Origin of the sequence: Brevibacillus fluminis, from assembly GCF_003710825.1 — a bacterium.
Classification (GTDB): Bacteria; Bacillota; Bacilli; order Brevibacillales; family Brevibacillaceae; genus Brevibacillus_D; species Brevibacillus_D fluminis.
Genome location: NZ_RHHQ01000019.1, coordinates 46,370 through 65,546 on the forward strand (window position 1 = coordinate 46,370; position 19,177 = coordinate 65,546).

A 19,177-nucleotide genomic window follows, 5' to 3' on the forward strand; every position below is an offset into this window, starting at 1 on the left:
AGGGTGAGAGACTATGAAAATGGTAATTGCCGTCGTCCAGGATAAAGATAGTGCATTGTTGTCCCAAACATTGGTGAAGCAAGGATTTCGCGCGACGAAGCTGGCGAGTACAGGCGGTTTTTTACGCGCAGGAAATACAACCTTTTTGATCGGTACCGATAACGAAAAAGTGCCGGATGTCATCGACATCATTCAAAAAAGCTGCAAATCGCGCAAGCAGATGGTTACACCTGTCTCACCGCTCGGCAGCACGGTCGATTCTTTCATGCCGTACCCGATGGAAGTGCAAGTCGGCGGGGCGGCGGTTTTCGTATTGGATGTTCAGGATTTTCATTCCTTTTAAAAAGTAGAGGTTACGTATCATGACTTGGGACTCATTTACGGAGCAGCCGCGTGTGGCCGATCTTCTGGCGGGAAGCTTGCGGCATGACCGTCTGGCCCATGCTTATTTGTTCGCCGGCCCCAAGGGTGTCGGCAAAAAGCGAATTGCCCTCCATTTGGCAAAAGCGATCTTTTGTGTTAATCTCCCTGCGGACGCTTGCGGCGAGTGTGTCCAATGCCGCCGCATCGACGCAGGGAATCATCCAGATGTTCACTATATCTCACCGGACGGTGCTTCGATTAAAATTGATCAAGTACGGGCTTTGCAAAAAGAGATGGCGATGCGGGCCGTCGAATCGTCGCACAAAGTATACGTGATCGAGCATGTCGATAAAATGACGGTGCAGGCAGCCAACAGCTTGCTTAAATTTTTGGAAGAGCCGCCGGCAGGCGTCGTCGCATTGCTACTGACGGAGAATGCGCATTCGATTCTGCCAACGATTCTATCAAGATGCCAAACCATTTCGTTTGCCCCACTGCAGCCGGAAGTGATCACCCAAAGGTTGATAGCGGAAGGAATCGCATCGGGTCTGGCGCAAGTGGCTTCCCAGATCACTGCCAATCTCGACGAGGCGCGTGTACTTTGCCAATCAGATTGGTTTGCACAGCTAAGAAATGTAGTGATACAATTGACGCAGGAACTCAAACAGCGCAATTCACAGGCTCTGTTTACCATACAAGATTTGTTTTTGAAGCATGATAGATTTAAGGAGGCACTGCCCCTCTTTCTGGATTTGCTCATCCTTTGGCTACGCGATATTTTGTACGTGCAAGCGGGCCGACAACAGCGCCTCATTAATGGCGACCAACAGGATGTGCTCCAAGGACAAGCTTTGATTTGGACCAAGTCGGAGCTCTTGCATGGAATCGAGTTGGTCATGGATACAAGAAATCGGATAGAGCGTAACGCTAATCCTCAATTGGCGCTTGAGCGGTTGGTTCTCCAAATCCAGGAGGGATAACCTTGTATGAGGTCGTAGGCGTCCGCTTTAAAAAGGCGGGCAAAATATATTATTTTGACCCTGAACAACTTCCTGTCGAGAAAGACCAGCACGTGATTGTAGAGACAGCAAGAGGGATCGAGTACGGCAAGGTCGTGATTGGACGCAAGACAGTGGCGGATACCGATGTCGTTCTACCGCTGAAGAAAGTCATCCGCATTGCAGACACGACGGACGCAAGACAGGTCGATGAAAATAAAGCAGCAGCGAAGAATGCCTTTTCCGTTTGCCAGACCAAAATAAAAGAGCACAATCTTGAGATGAAGCTGGTCGATGTCGAATATACCTTTGACCGGAACAAGATCATCTTTTACTTTACCGCGGACGGTCGCGTGGATTTCCGTGAGCTGGTTAAAGATTTGGCTTCCGTGTTCCGCACCCGAATCGAACTGCGTCAGATCGGTGTGCGCGACGAGGCAAAAATGCTCGGAGGGATCGGCCCCTGCGGTCGCTTGCTGTGCTGCTCCACTTTTTTGGGCGATTTCGAGCCTGTTTCCATCAAGATGGCGAAGGACCAGAGCCTTTCGCTCAATCCGGCCAAAATCTCCGGGTTATGCGGCCGCTTGATGTGCTGCTTGAAGTACGAAAACGATAATTATGAAGGCACCAAGGATGAAATGCCGGAAATTGGGCTGAGCGTCGGAACGCCGATGGGGCTGGGCAAAGTAGTGGGCGTCAACATCCTTGAGAATTCGGTGCAGGTCGAGCTGTTTGAAGCAGGCCGTGTCATGGAGTTTTCCCTCGACGAAATTACCACCGGATATGCGGTTGGCTAAAGTAACGCTTGACGATCGGTAAGCGGGGAAGAGGTGGAGAAGTGGATCGACGTGATATCTTCGTCAAGATGGCGAGTATCGAAGAGAGAATCGGCGCTTTGTATCGGGAAATAGGCGAACTAACAGATGTCGTTGTCGCCTTGATAGAAGAAAACGGACAATTGCTTGTAGAAAATGAACACCTGCGCAACCGTTTGGATAAGAAGCAGCCAACACAACGTGCGCAGACAAGCAAACCGTCCAGAACGGCGACCCATGCCGCCGCCACGCTGTCGAAGCAGCAAAAAGTGGTTGGCGAAGGTTACGATAACTTGGCCAGACTGTATGCGGAAGGCTTCCACATTTGCAATGTGCATTTCGGCAGCCTCCGTAAAGAAAAGGAAGATTGCCTGTTTTGCCTCTCGCTCTTGAGCGGCGGAGGAAGCACCCATAAGTAAGCAAGTAGCGCGACCTGACCTTTGTGTAAAGGCAGGTCGCTTTTTCAAATAGCGGATCATTCGAGATAAGAAAAACTTCTTTCAGAAGTCCTTTCAAGAAGCAGATCCTTCGATCTGTGGAAGTTTTTCTTCCGCTCCAGAATTAATAAGCGCAAGCACTTATAAATTCTTATACGATGAAAAAGGAGCAAGAGAGCAGCGATGGAAGCAAGCAGGCAAGTCCCTTTGTACGAAACAGAACGTATCGACGATTTATTGACCCACGATTTGAAAATCATCCAAAGCCATGAAGTCTTTTGCTTTTCCATGGATGCAGTCTTGTTGGCTCGTTTTGCTTCTGTGCCGAAACGGGGAAAAGTGGTCGATTTGTGCACAGGGAACGGAGCGATTCCGCTGATTATGAGCACGAGAACGCCAGAGGCTGTGTTCGATTGCGTCGAAATTCAGGAAAGACTGTATGATATGGCCAAGCGAAATATGGAGCTGAACGGTCTCTCACACCGAATTCATCTGCACCATGGCGATGTGAAGAACGCTGTAGAGCTGTTGGGGCATGGCGGCTATGACCTGATTACGTGCAACCCTCCCTATATGCCGGCAACCAGCGGCGAAAAAAACATAAATGAGCACAAGGCGCTTGCCCGCCACGAGATTTTGCTGAATCTGGAAGATGTTATCCGGGTCAGTAGCCGACTGGCGAAAAACGGGGGGAAAATCGCGCTGGTGCATCGGGCCACGCGCCTGATCGACATTATTACGTTGATGCGCCAATACGATGTGGAGCCGAAACGGATGCGTCTGGTTCATCCGCGGCGCGACGCTGAGCCAAACATGGTGCTGATCGAAGGGATGAAAGGCGGAAAGCCGGAGCTGCGAATTCAGCCGCCGCTGGTGGTGTATGAGCAGGGAGAGGAATATTGTGAGGAATTGTACGAAATGTATTATGGAAAACGAGATTCCCTTGTATAAAGGGCATTTTGTCTACATATTGCTTTGTGCAGACGGATCGCTCTATACCGGATACACGACGGAGCCAAAGCGGCGGCTGCGCCAGCATGAAGAAGGCAAAGGGGCGAAATATACCCGCGGCCGCGGTCCGTTTCAGTTGGTCTATTTGGAGGAAGGCAGCGACCGTTCCTGGGGGCTATGCCGAGAAGAGGCAATCAAAAGGCTGAGTCGCGAAAAAAAGGAATGGTTGATAAAGGAAGGTGGCACACGTGGGCGTGCAAGTGCAGAAAAGCTTTGATAAGGAGCGGCAGGGCGGCGTGTTGTATCTGGTTGCCACACCGATCGGCAACCTGGACGATATGACCGTTCGGGCGTTGAATACATTAAAAGAGGTCGATGTGATCGCTTGCGAGGATACGCGTCAAACCCGCAAGCTGCTCAATCACTTTGAGATCGACAAACGGTTGGTCAGCTATCATGAGCATAACAAGGAGGCGAGTGGCAACGGGTTATTGCAATGGCTGGCTGAGGGCAAGCAGATCGCGTTGGTCAGCGATGCGGGGCTCCCGGCCATTTCAGATCCGGGCGCGGAGCTCGTGCGCGATGCGGTTTCCGCAGGATATGCAGTCGTGCCGATCCCCGGAGCGAATGCGGCGCTGTCAGCGCTCATTTCTTCAGGGCTGCCTACAGAGCGATTTTTGTTTGTCGGGTTTTTGCCGCGCGACAAAAAGGAGCGGGGGAAGGAATTAAAGCGGTTGAGCTTCTATCCCGAAACGCTTCTTTTTTATGAAGCGCCACATCGGATTGCCAAAACGCTCGGTGCCATGCGGGAAGTATGGGGGGAACGCCAAGCGGTACTGGCGCGCGAATTGACGAAACGGTATGAGGAGTTCGTGCGCGGGACATTGGGTGAACTGCTTGATTGGGTAGAGTCCGGCGAGGTGAGAGGCGAATTCTGTATCGTGGTGGAAGGCGTTTCGGAAACGCTGGAGCCTGCCAAGGAAGCGGATGTATGGTGGAACGATATGACCTTGAACGAGCATGTCGAGCACTATGTGGAGAACGGCATGACGACAAAGGACGCGATCAAGACGACTGCAGATGACAGAGGCATGGCGAAGCGCGAAGTGTACAATTTGTATCACAGTGAAGAATGAAACAAAAGACCGTCAACGCTTGTCCAAAAAGGGAGCGTTGGCGGTCTTTCTCTATGTGAATAGCTTATTTTACAGCTTTTTCGTTCAACAATTCAGCCAGTTCGCGGACGCATTCTTTGCTGATCATTTTGCCTTTGTAGTAAACCAAGTCTTCTGCGTTGCCGCTGAAAATACATGCAGGCTCATACTTTTTCAGGATGATGCGCTCTCCATCAACAAAAATTTCCAAAGCGTCTTTCTCAGCGATACCCAGTGTGCGGCGGAGTTCGATTGGAATCACCACGCGGCCCAATTCGTCAACTTTACGTACAATCCCAGTAGATTTCAACATTTTTTGTCTCCTCCCTAAAGTAGCTATGTTTTTATTAAAATCTCTTACTCTTTTTATCGTCAATATTCGACAATTTACTTCTTTTTCATCATACCAACGATTCCCAAAGGTGTCAATATATTATTTACAGTTATTAGAATATTAGGATGTTCCTATATGCGCTATCTTTTCGTTAGTTTTGATAACTACAATAACTCAAAAGGTTATTCGCTGTCTATAGCAGATGGTTTAATTGGGTGCCGATTTTTCAATAAAAGGTATTTTACTATAAAAAATAGAATTGTATGTTTTTGTCGATTCGACACGATTTGTCGAATAATATTTACTTTCGTTCGACAAGAAAATCGAGATGAAAGACAGTACATCTTGCGTTTACAAAGGCAAAAGTTCGTGTAAAATAAAAACTGTAATGTTTTTCCCGATATGACCACAAATGACGATGACGGGAAGAGTAAGCTTGGCAGTCTTATCAAAAGAGAGCCGGGTCGGGTGAAAGCCGGCATAAGACGAAAGCTGAAGATGGCCCCTGAGTTATTGCATGTGAGCCGGCAGCCAACACAACATGTGCTGCAATCGGTAAGTGTGCAACGTATTCCTGCGTTACAGGAGGGTCCGTAGTGACTTGTCGAGTCCGTCTTTGCGAAAGGGCGGAAAATTTGGGTGGTACCGCGAGATAACAGCTCGTCCCAATGGGGATAGGCTGTTTTTTTATTTTACAGATAAGAATTTATAAAATTCTTATCCAGTATAAGTGCAACCGCGGCTCCGCCAAAAAGCTTGGCATAGCCAGGTTTTCTAATTCCCAACACGTAAGGAGGAGTTTTTTCATGTCACAAGCTTCTAAGCCAACGTATTACATTACGACACCGATTTATTACCCGAGCAACAAGCTCCATATCGGAAATGCGTATACCACGATCGCAGCGGATGCGATGGCCCGCTACAAGCGTTTGCGCGGATTCGATGTGTATTATTTAACAGGGACGGACGAACATGGCCAAAAGTTGCAAGAACGCGCAGCGACCGAAGGATTGAAGCCGCTTGAGTTCATTGATCCGGTTGTCGACTGGATTCGCGATCTGTGGGATCGACTGGACATTTCGTACGATGACTTCATCCGCACCACGCAGCAGCGCCATAAAGATGTTGTACAAAAGGTTTTCCAACGCTTGCTGGATCAAGGCGATATTTATTTGGGAGAATACGAGGGCTATTACTGTGTGCCGGATGAAGCGTTTTGGACAGAAACGCAGGCGAAGACGGACAAAGGTTATTTCTGTCCGGATTGCGGCCGTGAAGTAAAAAAAGTGAAAGAGCAAAACTATTTCTTCCGTATGTCCAAGTACCAAGACCGCTTGCTTCAATATATTGAAGAAAACCCGGACTTCATCCAACCGGAATCGCGACGCAATGAGATGATCAACAACTTCCTGAAGCCAGGGCTGCAGGATTTGAGCGTATCGCGCAGCACGTTTGACTGGGGCATCCCGGTGCCGAGCGATCCGAAGCATGTCATTTATGTATGGATCGACGCCTTGACCAACTATATTTCCGCACTCGGCTATTTGTCGGAGGACGACTCCAAGTACAAGCGCTATTGGCCGGGCATTCATCTGGTCGGTAAAGACATTCTCCGCTTCCATACGATTTACTGGCCGATTTTGCTGATGGCACTCGACCAACCGCTGCCGAAAAAAGTATTCGGCCACGGCTGGCTGCTCATGCCGGATGGAAAAATGTCCAAGTCGAAAGGGAATGTCATCGATCCGAAATTCCTGATCGACCGCTACAGCTCCGATGGCGTGCGTTACTTCCTGCTGCGTGAAATCGCATTCGGCCAAGATGGCGTATTCACGCCAGAAACGTTCGTACAGCGCCTCAACTTTGACCTGGCCAACGACTTGGGCAACCTGGTTAGCCGTACGGTTGCCATGATCGAGAAATATTTTGACGGTGTCATTCCGCAGCCGACACAGCCAGGCGAATTCGATGAGTCGTTAATCGAGCTAGCTCGCAAGACCAAACCGCTCGTTGAGGAGCATATGGAAGAAATGCGTTTCAGCAATGCGCTCACACATCTGTGGGAGCTGGTCAGCCGTACAAACAAATACATTGACGAGACGCAGCCGTGGAACCTGGCCAAATCCGAAGAAAACCGCGAACGCCTCGGCACGGTTATGTACAATTTGGCAGAAAGCATCCGGATTGTGTCCGTCCTGCTGCAGCCATACTTGACCAAGGCGCCGGCAAAAATTTGGCGTCAACTGGGCATTGCCGATGTAACGCAAGTCCACAGCTGGGAATCGACAGCTGAGTGGGGCGCCCTGCCAGCAGGCAGCCGCGTAATCCGCGATGAAGTGCTGTTCCCGCGCTATGATGTGGAGAAGGAATTGGAGTTCATCGACGCCTCGACGGCAGAAGCACGCAAACAGGCGGAAGAGAACAAGAAGAAACAGGAAGCGTTGGCAGCAGGAAATGCTCCTCAAAGCGCGACTGAAACACCTAAGGCTGCAGCGAAACCGGAGGATGCAAAGGAAGAAATCAGCATCGACGATTTCGGTAAAGTTGAGTTACGTGTAGCTGAAGTCACCGCATGCGCGAAGCATCCAAACGCGGACAAACTGCTTGTGCTTCAACTCGATCTTGGCTATGAGCAGCGCCAGGTCGTGTCGGGGATTGCTAAATACTACACATCGGAAGAAATGGTCGGTAAAAAGGTGATTGTGGTGGCCAACCTGAAGCCTGTCAAACTGCGTGGCGAAATGTCGCAAGGAATGATTTTGGCAGCATCTGTCGGCGATCAACTGACATTGAGCACAGTTGATCCAAGCATGCCGAACGGTGCGATCGTGAAGTAAGGAAAGGAAGGACAAAGCTGTGCTTATTGATACGCATGCGCACTTGAATGCACCTGAATTCGCAGAGGATCAGGACGAGGTGATCGCACGGGCCCGCGAAAACGGCGTCAGCACGATCGTCAACATCGGCTTCAATGCAGAGACGATTCCGACGTGCATGGAGCTGGTGGAAAAGTACGATTTCATCTATGGCGTTGTCGGCTGGCATCCTCAGGACGCCAAAGACTTCCGCGACGAGCACCTCGATTGGCTGGAAGAACTCAGCCGCCACCCGAAAGTGGTCGGATTGGGTGAGATGGGGCTGGATTATTATTGGGACACTTCGCCGAAAGATGTCCAGGCAGAAGTGTTCCGCAAGCAGATTCGTTTGGCCCGTAAGCTGCAGCTGCCGATCGTGATCCATAACCGCGATGCCCACCAGGATATCATCACGATCCTGCGTGAGGAAAAGGCGGAAGAAGTGGGTGGCATCATGCACTGCTTCTCAGGCAGCTGGGAAACGGCAAAAATGGCATTGGACATGAACTTTTACATTTCGTTCGGCGGCCCGCTGACCTTCAAAAATGCGCGGGTACCGAAAGAGGTCGCGGTGAAGGTGCCGCTCGACCGTCTGCTGGTCGAGACAGATTGCCCGTATCTGACGCCACATCCTTATCGCGGAAAACGGAACGAAACCGGATACGTCCGACTCGTCTGCGAAGAAATGGCCCGTCTGCACGAAAGAAGTTATGAGGAAATGGCGGCAATTACAACGGAAAATGCAAAGCGATTGTTCCGTTTGCCATAAGGGAAAACACGCACCAAAGGCATCTATTCCGAGCTGGAATAGGTGCCTTTTTTCTCTCTACTAGTATATTCGCCGTTCTAGCGGTGTCATGCATTGCATATTGTTGAAATTGTCGAACAAAAAGAGAGGATCGACAAATATTATCGACAGAAAGGACCTAGTTTTTTCTGGAAATCTTTGTTAAGGTGTATCTTAACTTTTCAAGATTCTCCCAAAAATGCTGCTTCATGTCTTGTCAATATGCTTATCGTCAGCATATGTCAATTTGACAAAAAGACTAAAGTAGCATAAAATCAATCCTGCTTTGTTTCATATTTTTTGTAAAGGAGTGTGGGGAATGGAGTTAGGCAGGTTTTGGATGACGCACAAGGCTCGAATAATAGCCGGTTTCGGTGCTCTGGGTCTGGTCGTGTTGTCCGCCGTTTGCTACTTCGTGATCCTAAGCAACCAGCCAAAGCAAGTAACGCTTGTGGTAGATGGCGTTACGAAAACGTATGAAACACACGCAGCAACTGTTCAGGATTTTCTCGCTGAGCAGCAAATAACCTACACGAATCAGGATTCATTGACACCTACGATATCGACAGAGTTGAAAGACGCGCTAACGATACAACTAGACACGAGCTGGGATGTGCCCGTACACGTTGATGGGCAAACGAAAGTGATACATACGTTAAAACGGAATGTTGCGGATGTATTGCAGGAGGCTGGGATTGCTGTTCGGCCAAAAGATCAGGTAGAACCTGCTCAATCAGCAAGCATAACCAAAGATTCGCCCATTCAGATTACCCGGATTGATGAAAAGCTGGAGCAGACGGAAGAACGCGTCCCTTATCAGGAGATGCGCAAAACCGACGACACGTTGGCAAAAGGGCAGACACGCGTCATGCAAGAAGGGCAAGAAGGAAAAGCGATTTCTCAGTATAAGGTCGTTTTGCAGGATGGCAAGGAGGTATCACGCGATTTCGTCAAGCGTGACGTGATTACCCCGAAAAAAGACAGGATTATCGCAGTAGGGACGATGAAAGCCACGATTGCTAGCGCAGAGGCAGAGCCACGGAACCAAGCCGTAGTGGCGGCATCGCTTGTATCGCGCGGAGGCAAGAATTTCAGACCTCACAGTGTATTGAAAAGCGTCACATTGACCGCGTATTCGCCAGATGTCGGAACGCATACCGCATCCGGGCGCAAAGCGGAGGCGGGGCGGACGATTGCAGTAGACACAAGCGTAATTCCAATGGGCTGGTGGGTTTACATTGAAGGAATCGGCTATCGCCGGGCTGAAGATACAGGCGGCGCTGTAAATGGTCATAAGATTGACGTTTTTCTGAGTAGTGAAGCAGAAGCGAGGCGCTTTGGCTTGAAGCGGGGAAAAGTCGTCTACATCATTGGACCAAAGAAGCCGGAATAATAGAAATTGTGAAAGTGGCAGGGGGACGATCCCCTGTCTTTTTTTTGTATGGTGTAGCCAGGTTTTCTAATACAGAGCGGAAATGGCAAAGCGATTCCAAGTAAAACATTTTGTTTTTGAAATCGATATGGTATTCTTTTTTGGATAAAATACTGGAAGAAACCTTACGGGAGAATGCATCCATGAAAATAAAAGAAATGATTGTTGTCGAAGGAAGAGACGACACCGTCGCCATCAAGCGGGCCGTCAATGCCGATACGATCGAGACCGGCGGTTCTGCAATCAATGAAACGGTGCTGAAAAAAATCCGTCTGGCACAGGAAAAGCGTGGCGTGATCGTCCTGACTGATCCCGATTATCAGGGAGAGCGCATTCGCAAAATCATCAGCCGAGCGGTGCCGGGTATAAAGCACGCGTTTATTACACAAGAGGACGGCACCAAGAACGGCGATATCGGTGTGGAGAATGCCTCACCTGCGACGATCATTAAGGCTTTAAGCGAGCTGCGTACGGAAATGGCCGAATCCGAGGGAGAGATCTCTGTCGAGGATATGGTGGAAGCGGGGCTTTCCTCAGGGCCGGATTCCAAAGCACGCCGGCTGAAGCTCGGTGAATTGCTGGGGATCGGCTATGCCAACGTCAAACAGATGCACAAGCGACTGAATGCTTTTCAGATCAGTAAAGAAGACTTTTTGCGGGCAGTAGCCGCCGTGAACAGTGAAAAAGGAGATCGGCCATGACAGAGAAGTACAAAGATATCGCTACCCCCACCAGAACCAAAGAGATTTTAACGAACCACGGATTCACCTTCAAAAAAAGTCTGGGACAAAATTTCCTCATCGACACCAATATTTTGCATAACATTGTAGAGTCGGCTGATTTGGACGCGGACAAAGCGGTGATGGAGATTGGTCCGGGTATCGGCGCACTGACCGAGCAGCTGTGTCGCGCTGCGGGCCGCGTAACGGCGGTAGAGATCGACCAACGCTTGCTTCCGATTCTCTCTGATACATTGTCGCCATACTCCAATGTCAGTGTCGTGCATGGCGATGTGCTTGAGCTCGATTTACACAAAGTCGTTCGCGAGCAATTCGCTGGCTATGACAAATTCAGCGTCGTCGCCAATCTCCCTTACTATGTGACTACGCCAATCTTGATGAAGCTGCTTGAGGAGCGGCTGCCGATCGAGAACATCGTCGTGATGATTCAGAAGGAGGTGGCGGAGCGAATTGCGGCCAAGCCCGGTACGAAGGATTACGGGTCGCTCAGCGTGGCCGCGCAGTTTTATGCAGAAGCAAGCGTGGAAATGATCGTGCCTGCCAGCGTGTTTGTTCCCAAGCCCAACGTCGACTCTGCCGTGATCAAGCTGGCGATCCGCCAGAAGCCTGCCGTCGATGTCCTGGATGAGGCGATGTTTTTCCGGGTGGTCAAAGCCTCGTTTGCCCAGCGGCGCAAAACCTTGCTGAATAACCTGCAGCACAATCTGTTTAGGAAAGATCAAAAGGAAGCAGTAATACAGTTGTTAGAATCGATTGGTATAGATCCCACACGCAGAGGGGAAACGCTTTCATTAGACGAGTATGCAAAGCTGGCAAATGAAGTCGTCCGTACCGGATTGCACCTAAATAGTTAAAAAATATGAAAAAATCGACAAGCTACAGCATGTTTTTTGCAAAAATGACCGTTGACAAAAACTCGACTTCGTTGCTATAATTTTAAATTTGTTTGACAAAATAGTAAGGAGCTGTTACAATAGGATTAAGCGAGGTGGATGAAACAAATGGCTAGGAACGCGTTACTTGATATTAAACGCTGTTTGGACGGGCACATTGGTCAACGCATCATGCTCAAGGCGAATGGCGGCCGCCGTAAGACCGTTGAGCGATCAGGCATCCTCGAAGAAACGTACCCATCTGTTTTTATCGTAAAGCTGGACGATGATCAACTTTTTGAAAGGGTCTCTTACAGTTACGCTGACATCCTGACGGAAACAGTTGAGCTTACTGTTTGTCGTGAACAAGAACATATTCGCATCACCTACATCCAACAGTAGAGCCTAGTGGCTCTGCTGTTTTTTCATTTGTGAACGAATAATCCGGAAGTTTGAAAAGAAGCGACATTTGGGCGCGGGAGTGAGACGGAGCATTTTGGCGCATACTACTGTTGTTTAACGAGAAAAGGGGGCTGTTCAGATGGGTCGCAGACGCGGCATCATGTCCGATCAGTTTAAGATGGAAATCGCCAAGGATTTAGGAATTTATGACACCGTCCAAAAGGAAGGGTGGGGCGGCATTACCACACGCGACGCCGGAAACCTCGTGAAGCGGGCAATCCAGATTGCGGAGGAAGCGCTGGCCAATCAAAATTCCAATTCGTCTCGTTAAATGAGAAAGCTGGGGAAACCCGGCTTTTTTCTATTGTACAGCCGGAAAGGGGTACGTTTTCTAGCAACATGGGAGATACTGTTGAAAATAGGTTTTCTTAAAGAGAATTTGAAAAAGTAGCTTTTCTTTCAGGTTAGTAGCAGGCAGTTTCTCCCTATGATACAATGAACTACTAGAACAGATCAGGAGAAATCTCACAATTATTTAAAGTAGGCAGGGGTGAACGTCCAGTGCAGTTCTCCGAAAAGGCGCCGGCAAAAATCAATTTAACCTTGGACGTGCTGGCCAAACGGCCTGACGGTTATCACGAAGTGGAAATGGTAATGACCACTGTGGACTTGGCAGATCGAATCGATCTGACGCTCTTGTCCGACAGACGAATTCAATTGGAGTGTTCGGCGAGCTTTGTGCCGGATGACTCGAGAAACCATGCATATAAAGCGGCGCAGCTTTTGCAGGAGCAGTACAATGTTTCGCAGGGCGTACATTTATACATAGATAAGCAGATTCCCGTCGCGGCAGGATTGGCAGGCGGCAGCAGCGATGCAGCGGCAACGCTGCGCGGTTTGAATAGATTGTGGAACTTGGGTTTGAGTCTGGATGAGCTGGCAGAGGTTGGGGCGCAGATCGGGTCTGACGTACCTTTTTGCGTGTACGGAGGGACCGCCCTGGCTCGCGGCAGAGGGGTTCAGTTGCAGCCGCTTGCGACGCCGGTTCCGTGCTGGGTCGTGTTGGCCAAACCGCCGATCGGCGTATCGACGGCAGATGTATATGGAAACTTGGCGGTAGATCGCATCCAATCGCATCCGAGCACGGAAGATATGGTGCGTGCCATCGATGAGCAAGATTTTGGCTTGATGTGCAGCTCGCTCGGCAATGTGCTCGAGGAGGTTACTCTCTCTCGCTATCCGCAAGTACGGCAAATCAAGGAATTAATGCTCGCCTCCGGAGCCGATGGTGTGCTGATGTCAGGCAGCGGTCCAACCGTCTTTGCGCTGGTGCAAAAGGAAGCAAAGGTCCACCGAATCTACAACGCGCTACGCGGTTTCGTGAAAGAAGTGTACGTAGCGCGAATGTTAGGTGGGGCAGAAGTTAAGGTACTTGCCTAATTCCGCACATAAGTGTTAAATTAACATCATAATATTCGGATTTTCGGAGGAAGAGAAATGAAAAAATTACGCAGGAGTGCGCGTTTGGTCGATATGACGCAATACTTGCTCGCTCATCCTCACACCTTAATTCCGCTCACCCTGTTTTCAGAGGAATACGGTTCGGCAAAATCCTCGATCAGCGAGGATTTGTCGATCATTAAGGAAGCCTTCGAAAGCCAAGGTGTCGGTGTACTGAAGACGGTAGCTGGTGCAGCAGGCGGTGTGAAGTATATTCCTCAGGTCAATCAAGAGCATTCGAAGTCGTTCATGGCAACGCTGATTGAGCAGCTAGCTAAGCCGGAGCGCGTTCTGCCGGGCGGTTATTTGTACATGTCAGACATTTTGGGTCATCCGACCACGCTCGCTCAAATCGGCAAACTGTTTGCAAGTGCATTTGCCGATCAGGATGTAGAGGTAGTCATGACGGTGGAAACCAAAGGGATTCCGCTTGCTTACGCAACGGCGGCTTATTTGAATGTGCCTGTGGTGATCGTGCGTCGTGATAACAAAGTGACGGAGGGGTCCGTCGTGAGCATCAACTATGTATCGGGCTCCAGCAAACGAATCCAGACGATGTCGCTGGCTCGCCGCGCATTGCCTGAACAGTCCCGGGTGCTGATCGTCGACGACTTCATGAAAGCAGGCGGAACCGTTCGCGGGATGATCGATCTGTTACAAGAATTCCGCGCGACAGTTGTCGGCTGTGGTGTTATGGTAGAAACAGCGGATGTTTCTGAGCGCTTAGTCGACGAATACATATCACTGGCAAAGCTGAACGAAGTTGACATCAAAGAAAAACACATCCAGATCGAATTGGGTAGTTACTTTCAATAATAAAGGGGAAGGATGATTTTGATGAGTAAGCTTACGTATGTTGCAACCGATATGGCACCAGCAGCGATCGGTCCTTACAGCCAGGCGGTAAAGGCAGGGGATTTCCTGTTTGCATCCGGACAAATCCCGCTTCGCCCGGACGGCACTCTGGTTGAAGGAGACGTTACCGTCCAAACCCACCAAGTGTTTTCTAACATCAAAGGCGTGCTGGAATCAGAAGGCCTGTCACTTGGTGATGTTATCAAAGCAACCGTCTTTATAAAGGATATGAACGACTTTGCCAAGCTGAACGAGGTATACGGCGAATATTTTGGCGACCATCGCCCTGCGCGTTCTACTGTAGAAGTAGCGCGCTTGCCAAAAGACGTTTTGGTTGAGATCGAAATCGTCGCTTACCTGGGTAAATAACCGGAAAAATATTTTTTATTTTTTTTACAAATTTTCGGAACCAGAGAAGGAATATTTAACCATCATGTGGAAATACTTCTACATCCTTATACAGATAAAGGGAGTGAACATGATGGAAGTAACAGACGTACGACTCCGCCGTGTCAATACGGATGGAAGAATGAAAGCGATTGCCTCTATTACGATCGACCACGAATTCGTGGTTCACGATATCCGCGTGATTGATGGCAACAACGGCATGTTTGTCGCAATGCCGAGCAAGCGCACACCAGATGGTGAATTCCGTGACATCGCTCATCCCATTTCCTCTGCCACTCGTGAGAAAATACAAGCGGCTGTCCTGAATGAATATGAGCGCGTCGGTTTGGAAGAAGAAGAAAAAGTAGAAGCAGGCGCATAACATGAAAAAAGGCACTCCGCGGAGTGCTTTTTTTTGCGGCCGATAGGTAGCCCATCTTAGCAAATTTGATCATTTCCCGAACGTTTGCCCATCAAACTTCTCTTGAAAACAACATACGATTAAGATATAGTCATTGTGGAACTTATATGCTGGAGGGTTACCATGTCAAATATACATGCCGTGGTTCTTGCTGCTGGGCAAGGAACACGGATGAAGTCGAAGCTGTATAAGGTCCTTCATCCTGTCTGTGGGAAGCCGATGGTGCAACATGTCGTCGATACGCTGGCGGACATGCAGGTGAAGGATGTTGTCGTTGTGGTAGGCCATGGTGCAGATGCAGTCAAGGAAACCTTGGGGGATTCCGTCTCGTATGCGCTGCAAGCGGAACAATTGGGAACGGCGCATGCCGTTCAACAGGCGATTCCTTTCTTGACGGGAAAGACAGGAACGACGCTTTTGCTATACGGTGACGTACCGCTTTTATCCAAGGAGACGCTGCAAGAGCTGCTGGATTTCCATCTGGAACAGCAGGCTGCGGCAACGGTCCTAACGGCTGTGCTGCCTGACCCGACCGGATATGGACGTATTGTACGGAATGAATCAGGGGAAGTCGTTCGTATTGTCGAGCAGAAGGATGCGAGCCCTGAGGAACGGGCGATCCGTGAGATAAATACGGGCATATATTGTTATAATAATGAACAATTGCTCAAGGCAATCGGCCAAGTCAAAAATGAAAATGCGCAAAAGGAATATTATGTAACCGATTGCGTAGAGATTTTGCGCCAAGCAGGGCAGAAGGTGCTGGCATTTGAAGCGGTGGACCCGGACGAAACAATGGGTGTAAACGACCGCGTGCAGCTTTCTTTTGCCGAGGCCTATATGCGCAGACGGATTAACGAGCATCATATGAGAAACGGTGTTACCATTATCGATCCAAGCTCGACATATATTGAAGCAGATGTTGTGATTGGTCAAGATACAGTGATTCAGCCGGGCACGCATTTGCGTGGCAAATCGGTGATCGGGCAAGATGTTGTGCTGGGTCCACAAGCGGATTTAACAAATGTTCAAGTCGGTGCCGGTGTATCAATCGCCTATTCGGTGCTGGTTGACTCGGTGGTCGAAAACGACGTGAACGTGGGGCCATTCGCTTATGTGCGTCCGCAATCTCACATTGGCGCCGGCGCAAAAATCGGTGATTTTGTCGAATTGAAAAACGCCAAGATAGGCAAAGGATCGAAAGTGCCTCATCTGAGCTATGTGGGCGATGCTGAAATCGGCGATAATGTCAATATCGGCTGCGGTTCCATAACCGTCAATTATGACGGCGAGAAGAAGCACAAGACAATCGTGGGCGATAACGCCTTCATCGGCTGCAACACTAACTTGGTCGCACCTGTGAAGGTCGGCGACAACGCCTATGTTGCTGCAGGCTCCACCATTAACCAGGATGTGCCTGAAGATGCGCTGGCAATCGCGCGTGAACGGCAAACCAATAAACTTGGCTACGCGGCCAAAATGCCGCGAAAAGCAAAGAAATAAGGAATAATTACGGGAGGTTCTTTAAGATAATGGCTAACTATCGCGACCCGAAACTGAAGGTCTTTACTTGTAACGCAAATCCGCAGCTCGCTCAAGAAATCGCGGAGCATATTGGGCTGCCGCTTGGAAATGCCAAGGCGATTCAATTCAGCGATGGCGAATGCCAAATCAAACTGAATGAAAGCGTGCGCGGCTGTGACGTGTATGTCATTCAACCAACCAGTGCTCCTGTTAACGAGAACCTCATGGAGCTGCTCGTGATGGTAGACGCTTTGAAACGCGCTTCGGCAAAAAGCATCAACGTAGTTATTCCTTATTATGGTTATGCGCGCCAAGACCGCAAAGCACGCGCTCGCGATCCGATTACAGCCAAGCTGGTTGCCAATCTGATCGAGACCGCAGGTGCACACCGCATCATTTCAATGGATTTGCATGCAACCCAAATCCAAGGCTTCTTCGACATCCCTGTTGATCATCTGCTTGGTGTGCCAATTCTGGCAAAATACTTTGAAGAAAAAGGCCTCGAAGACATTTGCGTCGTGTCGCCTGACCACGGTGGGGTTACGCGTGCGCGCAAATTGGCAGAGCGCTTGGGAGCGCCGATTGCGATCATCGATAAACGTCGTCCTGAACCAAACGTAGCGGAAGTCATGAACATTGTCGGGAATATCGAAGGAAAAACGGCGATCATCATCGACGATATTATCGATACAGCGGGTACGATCACGTTGGCTGCTAGCGCATTGGTAGAAGCGGGTGCACGTGATGTATATGCATGCTGTACGCACCCTGTCCTGTCCGGCCCAGCAATCTCTCGTATCGAGAATTCGAATATCAAGGAATTGATCGTAACTAACACGATCCTGCTCCCAGAAGAAAAACATATCGACAAAATCAAAGTGCTGTCTGTTGCACCGATCATCGGTGAAGCAATTATCCGCGTTCATGAAGAACTGTCGGTAAGCAAACTGTTTGACTAAAAAATGGATTCGAAAAGCCTCCGCTGGACAAGCTAGAAAAGGATTGGACTTCAAGCTTGTCTATAAGGAGGCTTTTTCATATGGAAGCGATTCAGGCAACCGTTCGACAAACAGGCAACAAAGGGGCCAACCTGAGATTGCGTAAAAGCGGGATGGTTCCGGGCGTAGTCTACGGAAATGAAGTGAATAACCTCTCGATCCAAATGGATGCGCTCGCCTTGGACCAGGCGCTTCGCCATCAAACGACGAACAAACCATTCAGTCTGCAGATTGATGGACAGCAATATCAGGTGATGGTGTACGAGCTGCAGCGTCATCCTTTGAAAGGTAACGTACTTCATGCGGATTTCAAACAAATCAATATGAATGAAAAAGTACATACATCCGTACCGATCGTGCTTACGGGTGCACCGGAGCTTGGTGTTGCCACCTTGGTACGTCACAGCGTTGAGGTGAAATGCTTGCCAAACGAGATTCCGGAAGTATTCTCTGTCAACGTCGATGATCTCAATATCGGCGATGTCATTTTGGTGAGCGATCTCCATATTCCAGCAAATATCGAGCTCGGAATTGATGAGACAGAGGTCGTGATCAGCATTCTGCCGCCTAAGGCAAAATCGGAAGAAGCGCAAGACGCAGAGCTGGAGGCCAAGGCGCAGGCGGAGGATGCAGCTGCCAAGACTCAGGAAGCGCACAAAGTATAGGCAAGTCGAAAGAGGGAACCACCCGGTCGAGCGTTAGCTGTAGCCGGGTGGGTTTCTCATGCGGTACAATAGAAAAAATGGGAGGGAGCAAATCGTGAAAGTGATCGTCGGGCTGGGAAACCCCGGTAAGAAGTACGAAGACACCAGACATAACGTAGGCTTTATGGCCATCGATAAAATTAGCGAGCAGTGGAGTATCCCAGTCGCGCAAGAAAAATTCCGCGCATTGGTTGGAGAAGGCCGAATCGAAGGGGAGCGCGTGCTTTTGGTAAAGCCGCTTACGTACATGAATCTCTCCGGAGAGTCTGTCGCGGAAATCATGAAGTTCTATAAATTGATTCCAGACGATATACTTGTAATCTACGACGATCTTGATTTGCCTGTGGGGCAGCTCCGCTTGCGCGAAAAAGGCAGTGCCGGTGGCCATAACGGGATCAAGTCATTGATCGCACATCTTGGTACACAAGAATTCAAACGGGCCAAAATCGGGATCAACCGTCCGTTGCCTGGCCGGAGTGTAAGCGATTACGTGTTGAGCGAATTTTCCAAAAGTGAGCAGCCGTTGATCGCAGAAGCGGTTGAATTGTCGGCAAAGGCGAGCGTCATGTGGCTCAAGGAAAGCTTCGTCAAGGTGATGAATCACATCCATTCCGTCAAGCTGGGTGACAAATAGCAATCGTATGATTT

General features: G+C 49.5%; 23 protein-coding genes and 1 other annotated feature. Of the genes, 22 read left to right on the forward strand and 1 reads right to left on the reverse strand.

The window, feature by feature from the left end; genetic code table 11:
- Window positions 1-13: 13 nt before the first annotated feature.
- The 7 genes from EDM56_RS22780 (at window position 14) to rsmI (ending at window position 4,700) form a co-directional block, all read left to right on the forward strand.
- Window positions 14-343, forward strand: coding sequence for a cyclic-di-AMP receptor (locus EDM56_RS22780; protein WP_122920230.1), 330 nt, complete (start codon window positions 14-16; stop codon window positions 341-343).
- A gap of 19 nt (window positions 344-362) precedes the next feature.
- Entirely contained in the window at window positions 363-1,343 is a 981-nt protein-coding gene (gene holB, locus EDM56_RS22785) for a DNA polymerase III subunit delta' (protein ID WP_122920231.1), read from the forward strand.
- Window positions 1,344-1,345: 2 nt separating this feature from the next.
- Window positions 1,346-2,158: a PSP1 domain-containing protein gene (locus tag EDM56_RS22790; RefSeq protein WP_122920232.1), complete on the forward strand. Its 813-nt coding sequence runs from the start codon at window positions 1,346-1,348 to the stop codon at window positions 2,156-2,158.
- A gap of 41 nt (window positions 2,159-2,199) precedes the next feature.
- Entirely contained in the window at window positions 2,200-2,595 is a 396-nt protein-coding gene (gene yabA / locus EDM56_RS22795) for a DNA replication initiation control protein YabA (RefSeq protein ID WP_122920233.1), read from the forward strand.
- Window positions 2,596-2,796: 201 nt separating this feature from the next.
- The gene (locus EDM56_RS22800) at window positions 2,797-3,564 is read left to right on the forward strand and encodes a tRNA1(Val) (adenine(37)-N6)-methyltransferase (protein WP_122920234.1); all 768 of its coding nucleotides are present in this window, start codon (window positions 2,797-2,799) and stop codon (window positions 3,562-3,564) included.
- Window positions 3,539-3,841 (forward strand): GIY-YIG nuclease family protein, encoded by a 303-nt coding sequence (locus tag EDM56_RS22805; RefSeq protein ID WP_122920235.1) that lies wholly within the window; start codon window positions 3,539-3,541, stop codon window positions 3,839-3,841. Before EDM56_RS22800 ends, EDM56_RS22805 begins: the two co-directional genes overlap by 26 nt.
- Window positions 3,819-4,700 (forward strand): 16S rRNA (cytidine(1402)-2'-O)-methyltransferase, encoded by an 882-nt coding sequence (gene rsmI / locus EDM56_RS22810; RefSeq protein WP_122920335.1) that lies wholly within the window; start codon window positions 3,819-3,821, stop codon window positions 4,698-4,700. Before EDM56_RS22805 ends, rsmI begins: the two co-directional genes overlap by 23 nt.
- A 64-nt stretch (window positions 4,701-4,764) precedes the next feature.
- Here the strand turns inward: rsmI and EDM56_RS22815 are convergent, their stop codons facing one another.
- Window positions 4,765-5,031, reverse strand: a complete 267-nt coding sequence (locus EDM56_RS22815; protein ID WP_122920236.1) for an AbrB/MazE/SpoVT family DNA-binding domain-containing protein — start codon at window positions 5,029-5,031, stop codon at window positions 4,765-4,767.
- A gap of 430 nt (window positions 5,032-5,461) precedes the next feature.
- Window positions 5,462-5,723 (forward strand) — a binding site (T-box leader).
- Between the two features lie 135 nt (window positions 5,724-5,858).
- Between EDM56_RS22815 and metG the strand changes: the two genes are divergently transcribed.
- From metG to pth, 15 genes are all read left to right on the forward strand, one after another.
- The gene (gene metG / locus EDM56_RS22820; protein WP_122920237.1) at window positions 5,859-7,889 is read left to right on the forward strand and encodes a methionine--tRNA ligase; all 2,031 of its coding nucleotides are present in this window, start codon (window positions 5,859-5,861) and stop codon (window positions 7,887-7,889) included.
- 19 nt (window positions 7,890-7,908) lie between these two features.
- Window positions 7,909-8,676 carry a TatD family hydrolase gene (locus tag EDM56_RS22825; protein WP_122920238.1) on the forward strand — a complete coding sequence of 256 codons (768 nt, stop codon included), beginning with the start codon at window positions 7,909-7,911 and terminating at the stop codon, window positions 8,674-8,676.
- A 337-nt stretch (window positions 8,677-9,013) separates the two neighbouring features.
- Window positions 9,014-10,087 (forward strand): resuscitation-promoting factor, encoded by a 1,074-nt coding sequence (locus EDM56_RS22830; RefSeq protein WP_122920239.1) that lies wholly within the window; start codon window positions 9,014-9,016, stop codon window positions 10,085-10,087.
- Window positions 10,088-10,269: 182 nt separating this feature from the next.
- The gene (gene rnmV / locus EDM56_RS22835; RefSeq protein WP_122920240.1) at window positions 10,270-10,827 is read left to right on the forward strand and encodes a ribonuclease M5; all 558 of its coding nucleotides are present in this window, start codon (window positions 10,270-10,272) and stop codon (window positions 10,825-10,827) included.
- A complete protein-coding gene (rsmA, locus tag EDM56_RS22840; RefSeq protein ID WP_122920241.1) occupies window positions 10,824-11,720 on the forward strand; it encodes a 16S rRNA (adenine(1518)-N(6)/adenine(1519)-N(6))-dimethyltransferase RsmA in 897 nt (298 codons plus the stop codon). The genes rnmV and rsmA overlap by 4 nt, the downstream gene beginning before the upstream one ends.
- 147 nt (window positions 11,721-11,867) lie before the next feature.
- The gene (veg, locus tag EDM56_RS22845) at window positions 11,868-12,140 is read left to right on the forward strand and encodes a biofilm formation stimulator Veg (protein WP_122920242.1); all 273 of its coding nucleotides are present in this window, start codon (window positions 11,868-11,870) and stop codon (window positions 12,138-12,140) included.
- 139 nt (window positions 12,141-12,279) lie between these two features.
- The gene (locus EDM56_RS22850; protein WP_122920243.1) at window positions 12,280-12,471 is read left to right on the forward strand and encodes a small, acid-soluble spore protein, alpha/beta type; all 192 of its coding nucleotides are present in this window, start codon (window positions 12,280-12,282) and stop codon (window positions 12,469-12,471) included.
- Window positions 12,472-12,701: 230 nt separating this feature from the next.
- Window positions 12,702-13,580: a 4-(cytidine 5'-diphospho)-2-C-methyl-D-erythritol kinase gene (gene ispE / locus EDM56_RS22855; protein ID WP_122920244.1), complete on the forward strand. Its 879-nt coding sequence runs from the start codon at window positions 12,702-12,704 to the stop codon at window positions 13,578-13,580.
- A 57-nt stretch (window positions 13,581-13,637) separates the two neighbouring features.
- On the forward strand, window positions 13,638-14,456 hold the full coding sequence (purR, locus tag EDM56_RS22860) for a pur operon repressor (protein WP_122920245.1): 819 nt from the start codon (window positions 13,638-13,640) through the stop codon (window positions 14,454-14,456).
- Window positions 14,457-14,477: 21 nt separating this feature from the next.
- Window positions 14,478-14,864 (forward strand): RidA family protein, encoded by a 387-nt coding sequence (locus EDM56_RS22865; protein ID WP_122920336.1) that lies wholly within the window; start codon window positions 14,478-14,480, stop codon window positions 14,862-14,864.
- Window positions 14,865-14,976: 112 nt separating this feature from the next.
- Window positions 14,977-15,264, forward strand: coding sequence for a septation regulator SpoVG (spoVG, locus tag EDM56_RS22870; RefSeq protein ID WP_122920246.1), 288 nt, complete (start codon window positions 14,977-14,979; stop codon window positions 15,262-15,264).
- Between the two features lie 162 nt (window positions 15,265-15,426).
- Complete coding sequence (glmU, locus tag EDM56_RS22875; protein ID WP_122920247.1) at window positions 15,427-16,806, forward strand: bifunctional UDP-N-acetylglucosamine diphosphorylase/glucosamine-1-phosphate N-acetyltransferase GlmU; 1,380 nt, start codon at window positions 15,427-15,429, stop codon at window positions 16,804-16,806.
- A gap of 29 nt (window positions 16,807-16,835) precedes the next feature.
- Entirely contained in the window at window positions 16,836-17,786 is a 951-nt protein-coding gene (locus EDM56_RS22880) for a ribose-phosphate diphosphokinase (RefSeq protein WP_122920248.1), read from the forward strand.
- Between the two features lie 80 nt (window positions 17,787-17,866).
- Window positions 17,867-18,490: a 50S ribosomal protein L25 gene (locus tag EDM56_RS22885; RefSeq protein ID WP_122920249.1), complete on the forward strand. Its 624-nt coding sequence runs from the start codon at window positions 17,867-17,869 to the stop codon at window positions 18,488-18,490.
- Between the two features lie 94 nt (window positions 18,491-18,584).
- The gene (gene pth, locus EDM56_RS22890) at window positions 18,585-19,163 is read left to right on the forward strand and encodes an aminoacyl-tRNA hydrolase (protein ID WP_122920250.1); all 579 of its coding nucleotides are present in this window, start codon (window positions 18,585-18,587) and stop codon (window positions 19,161-19,163) included.
- Window positions 19,164-19,177: the final 14 nt, after the last annotated feature.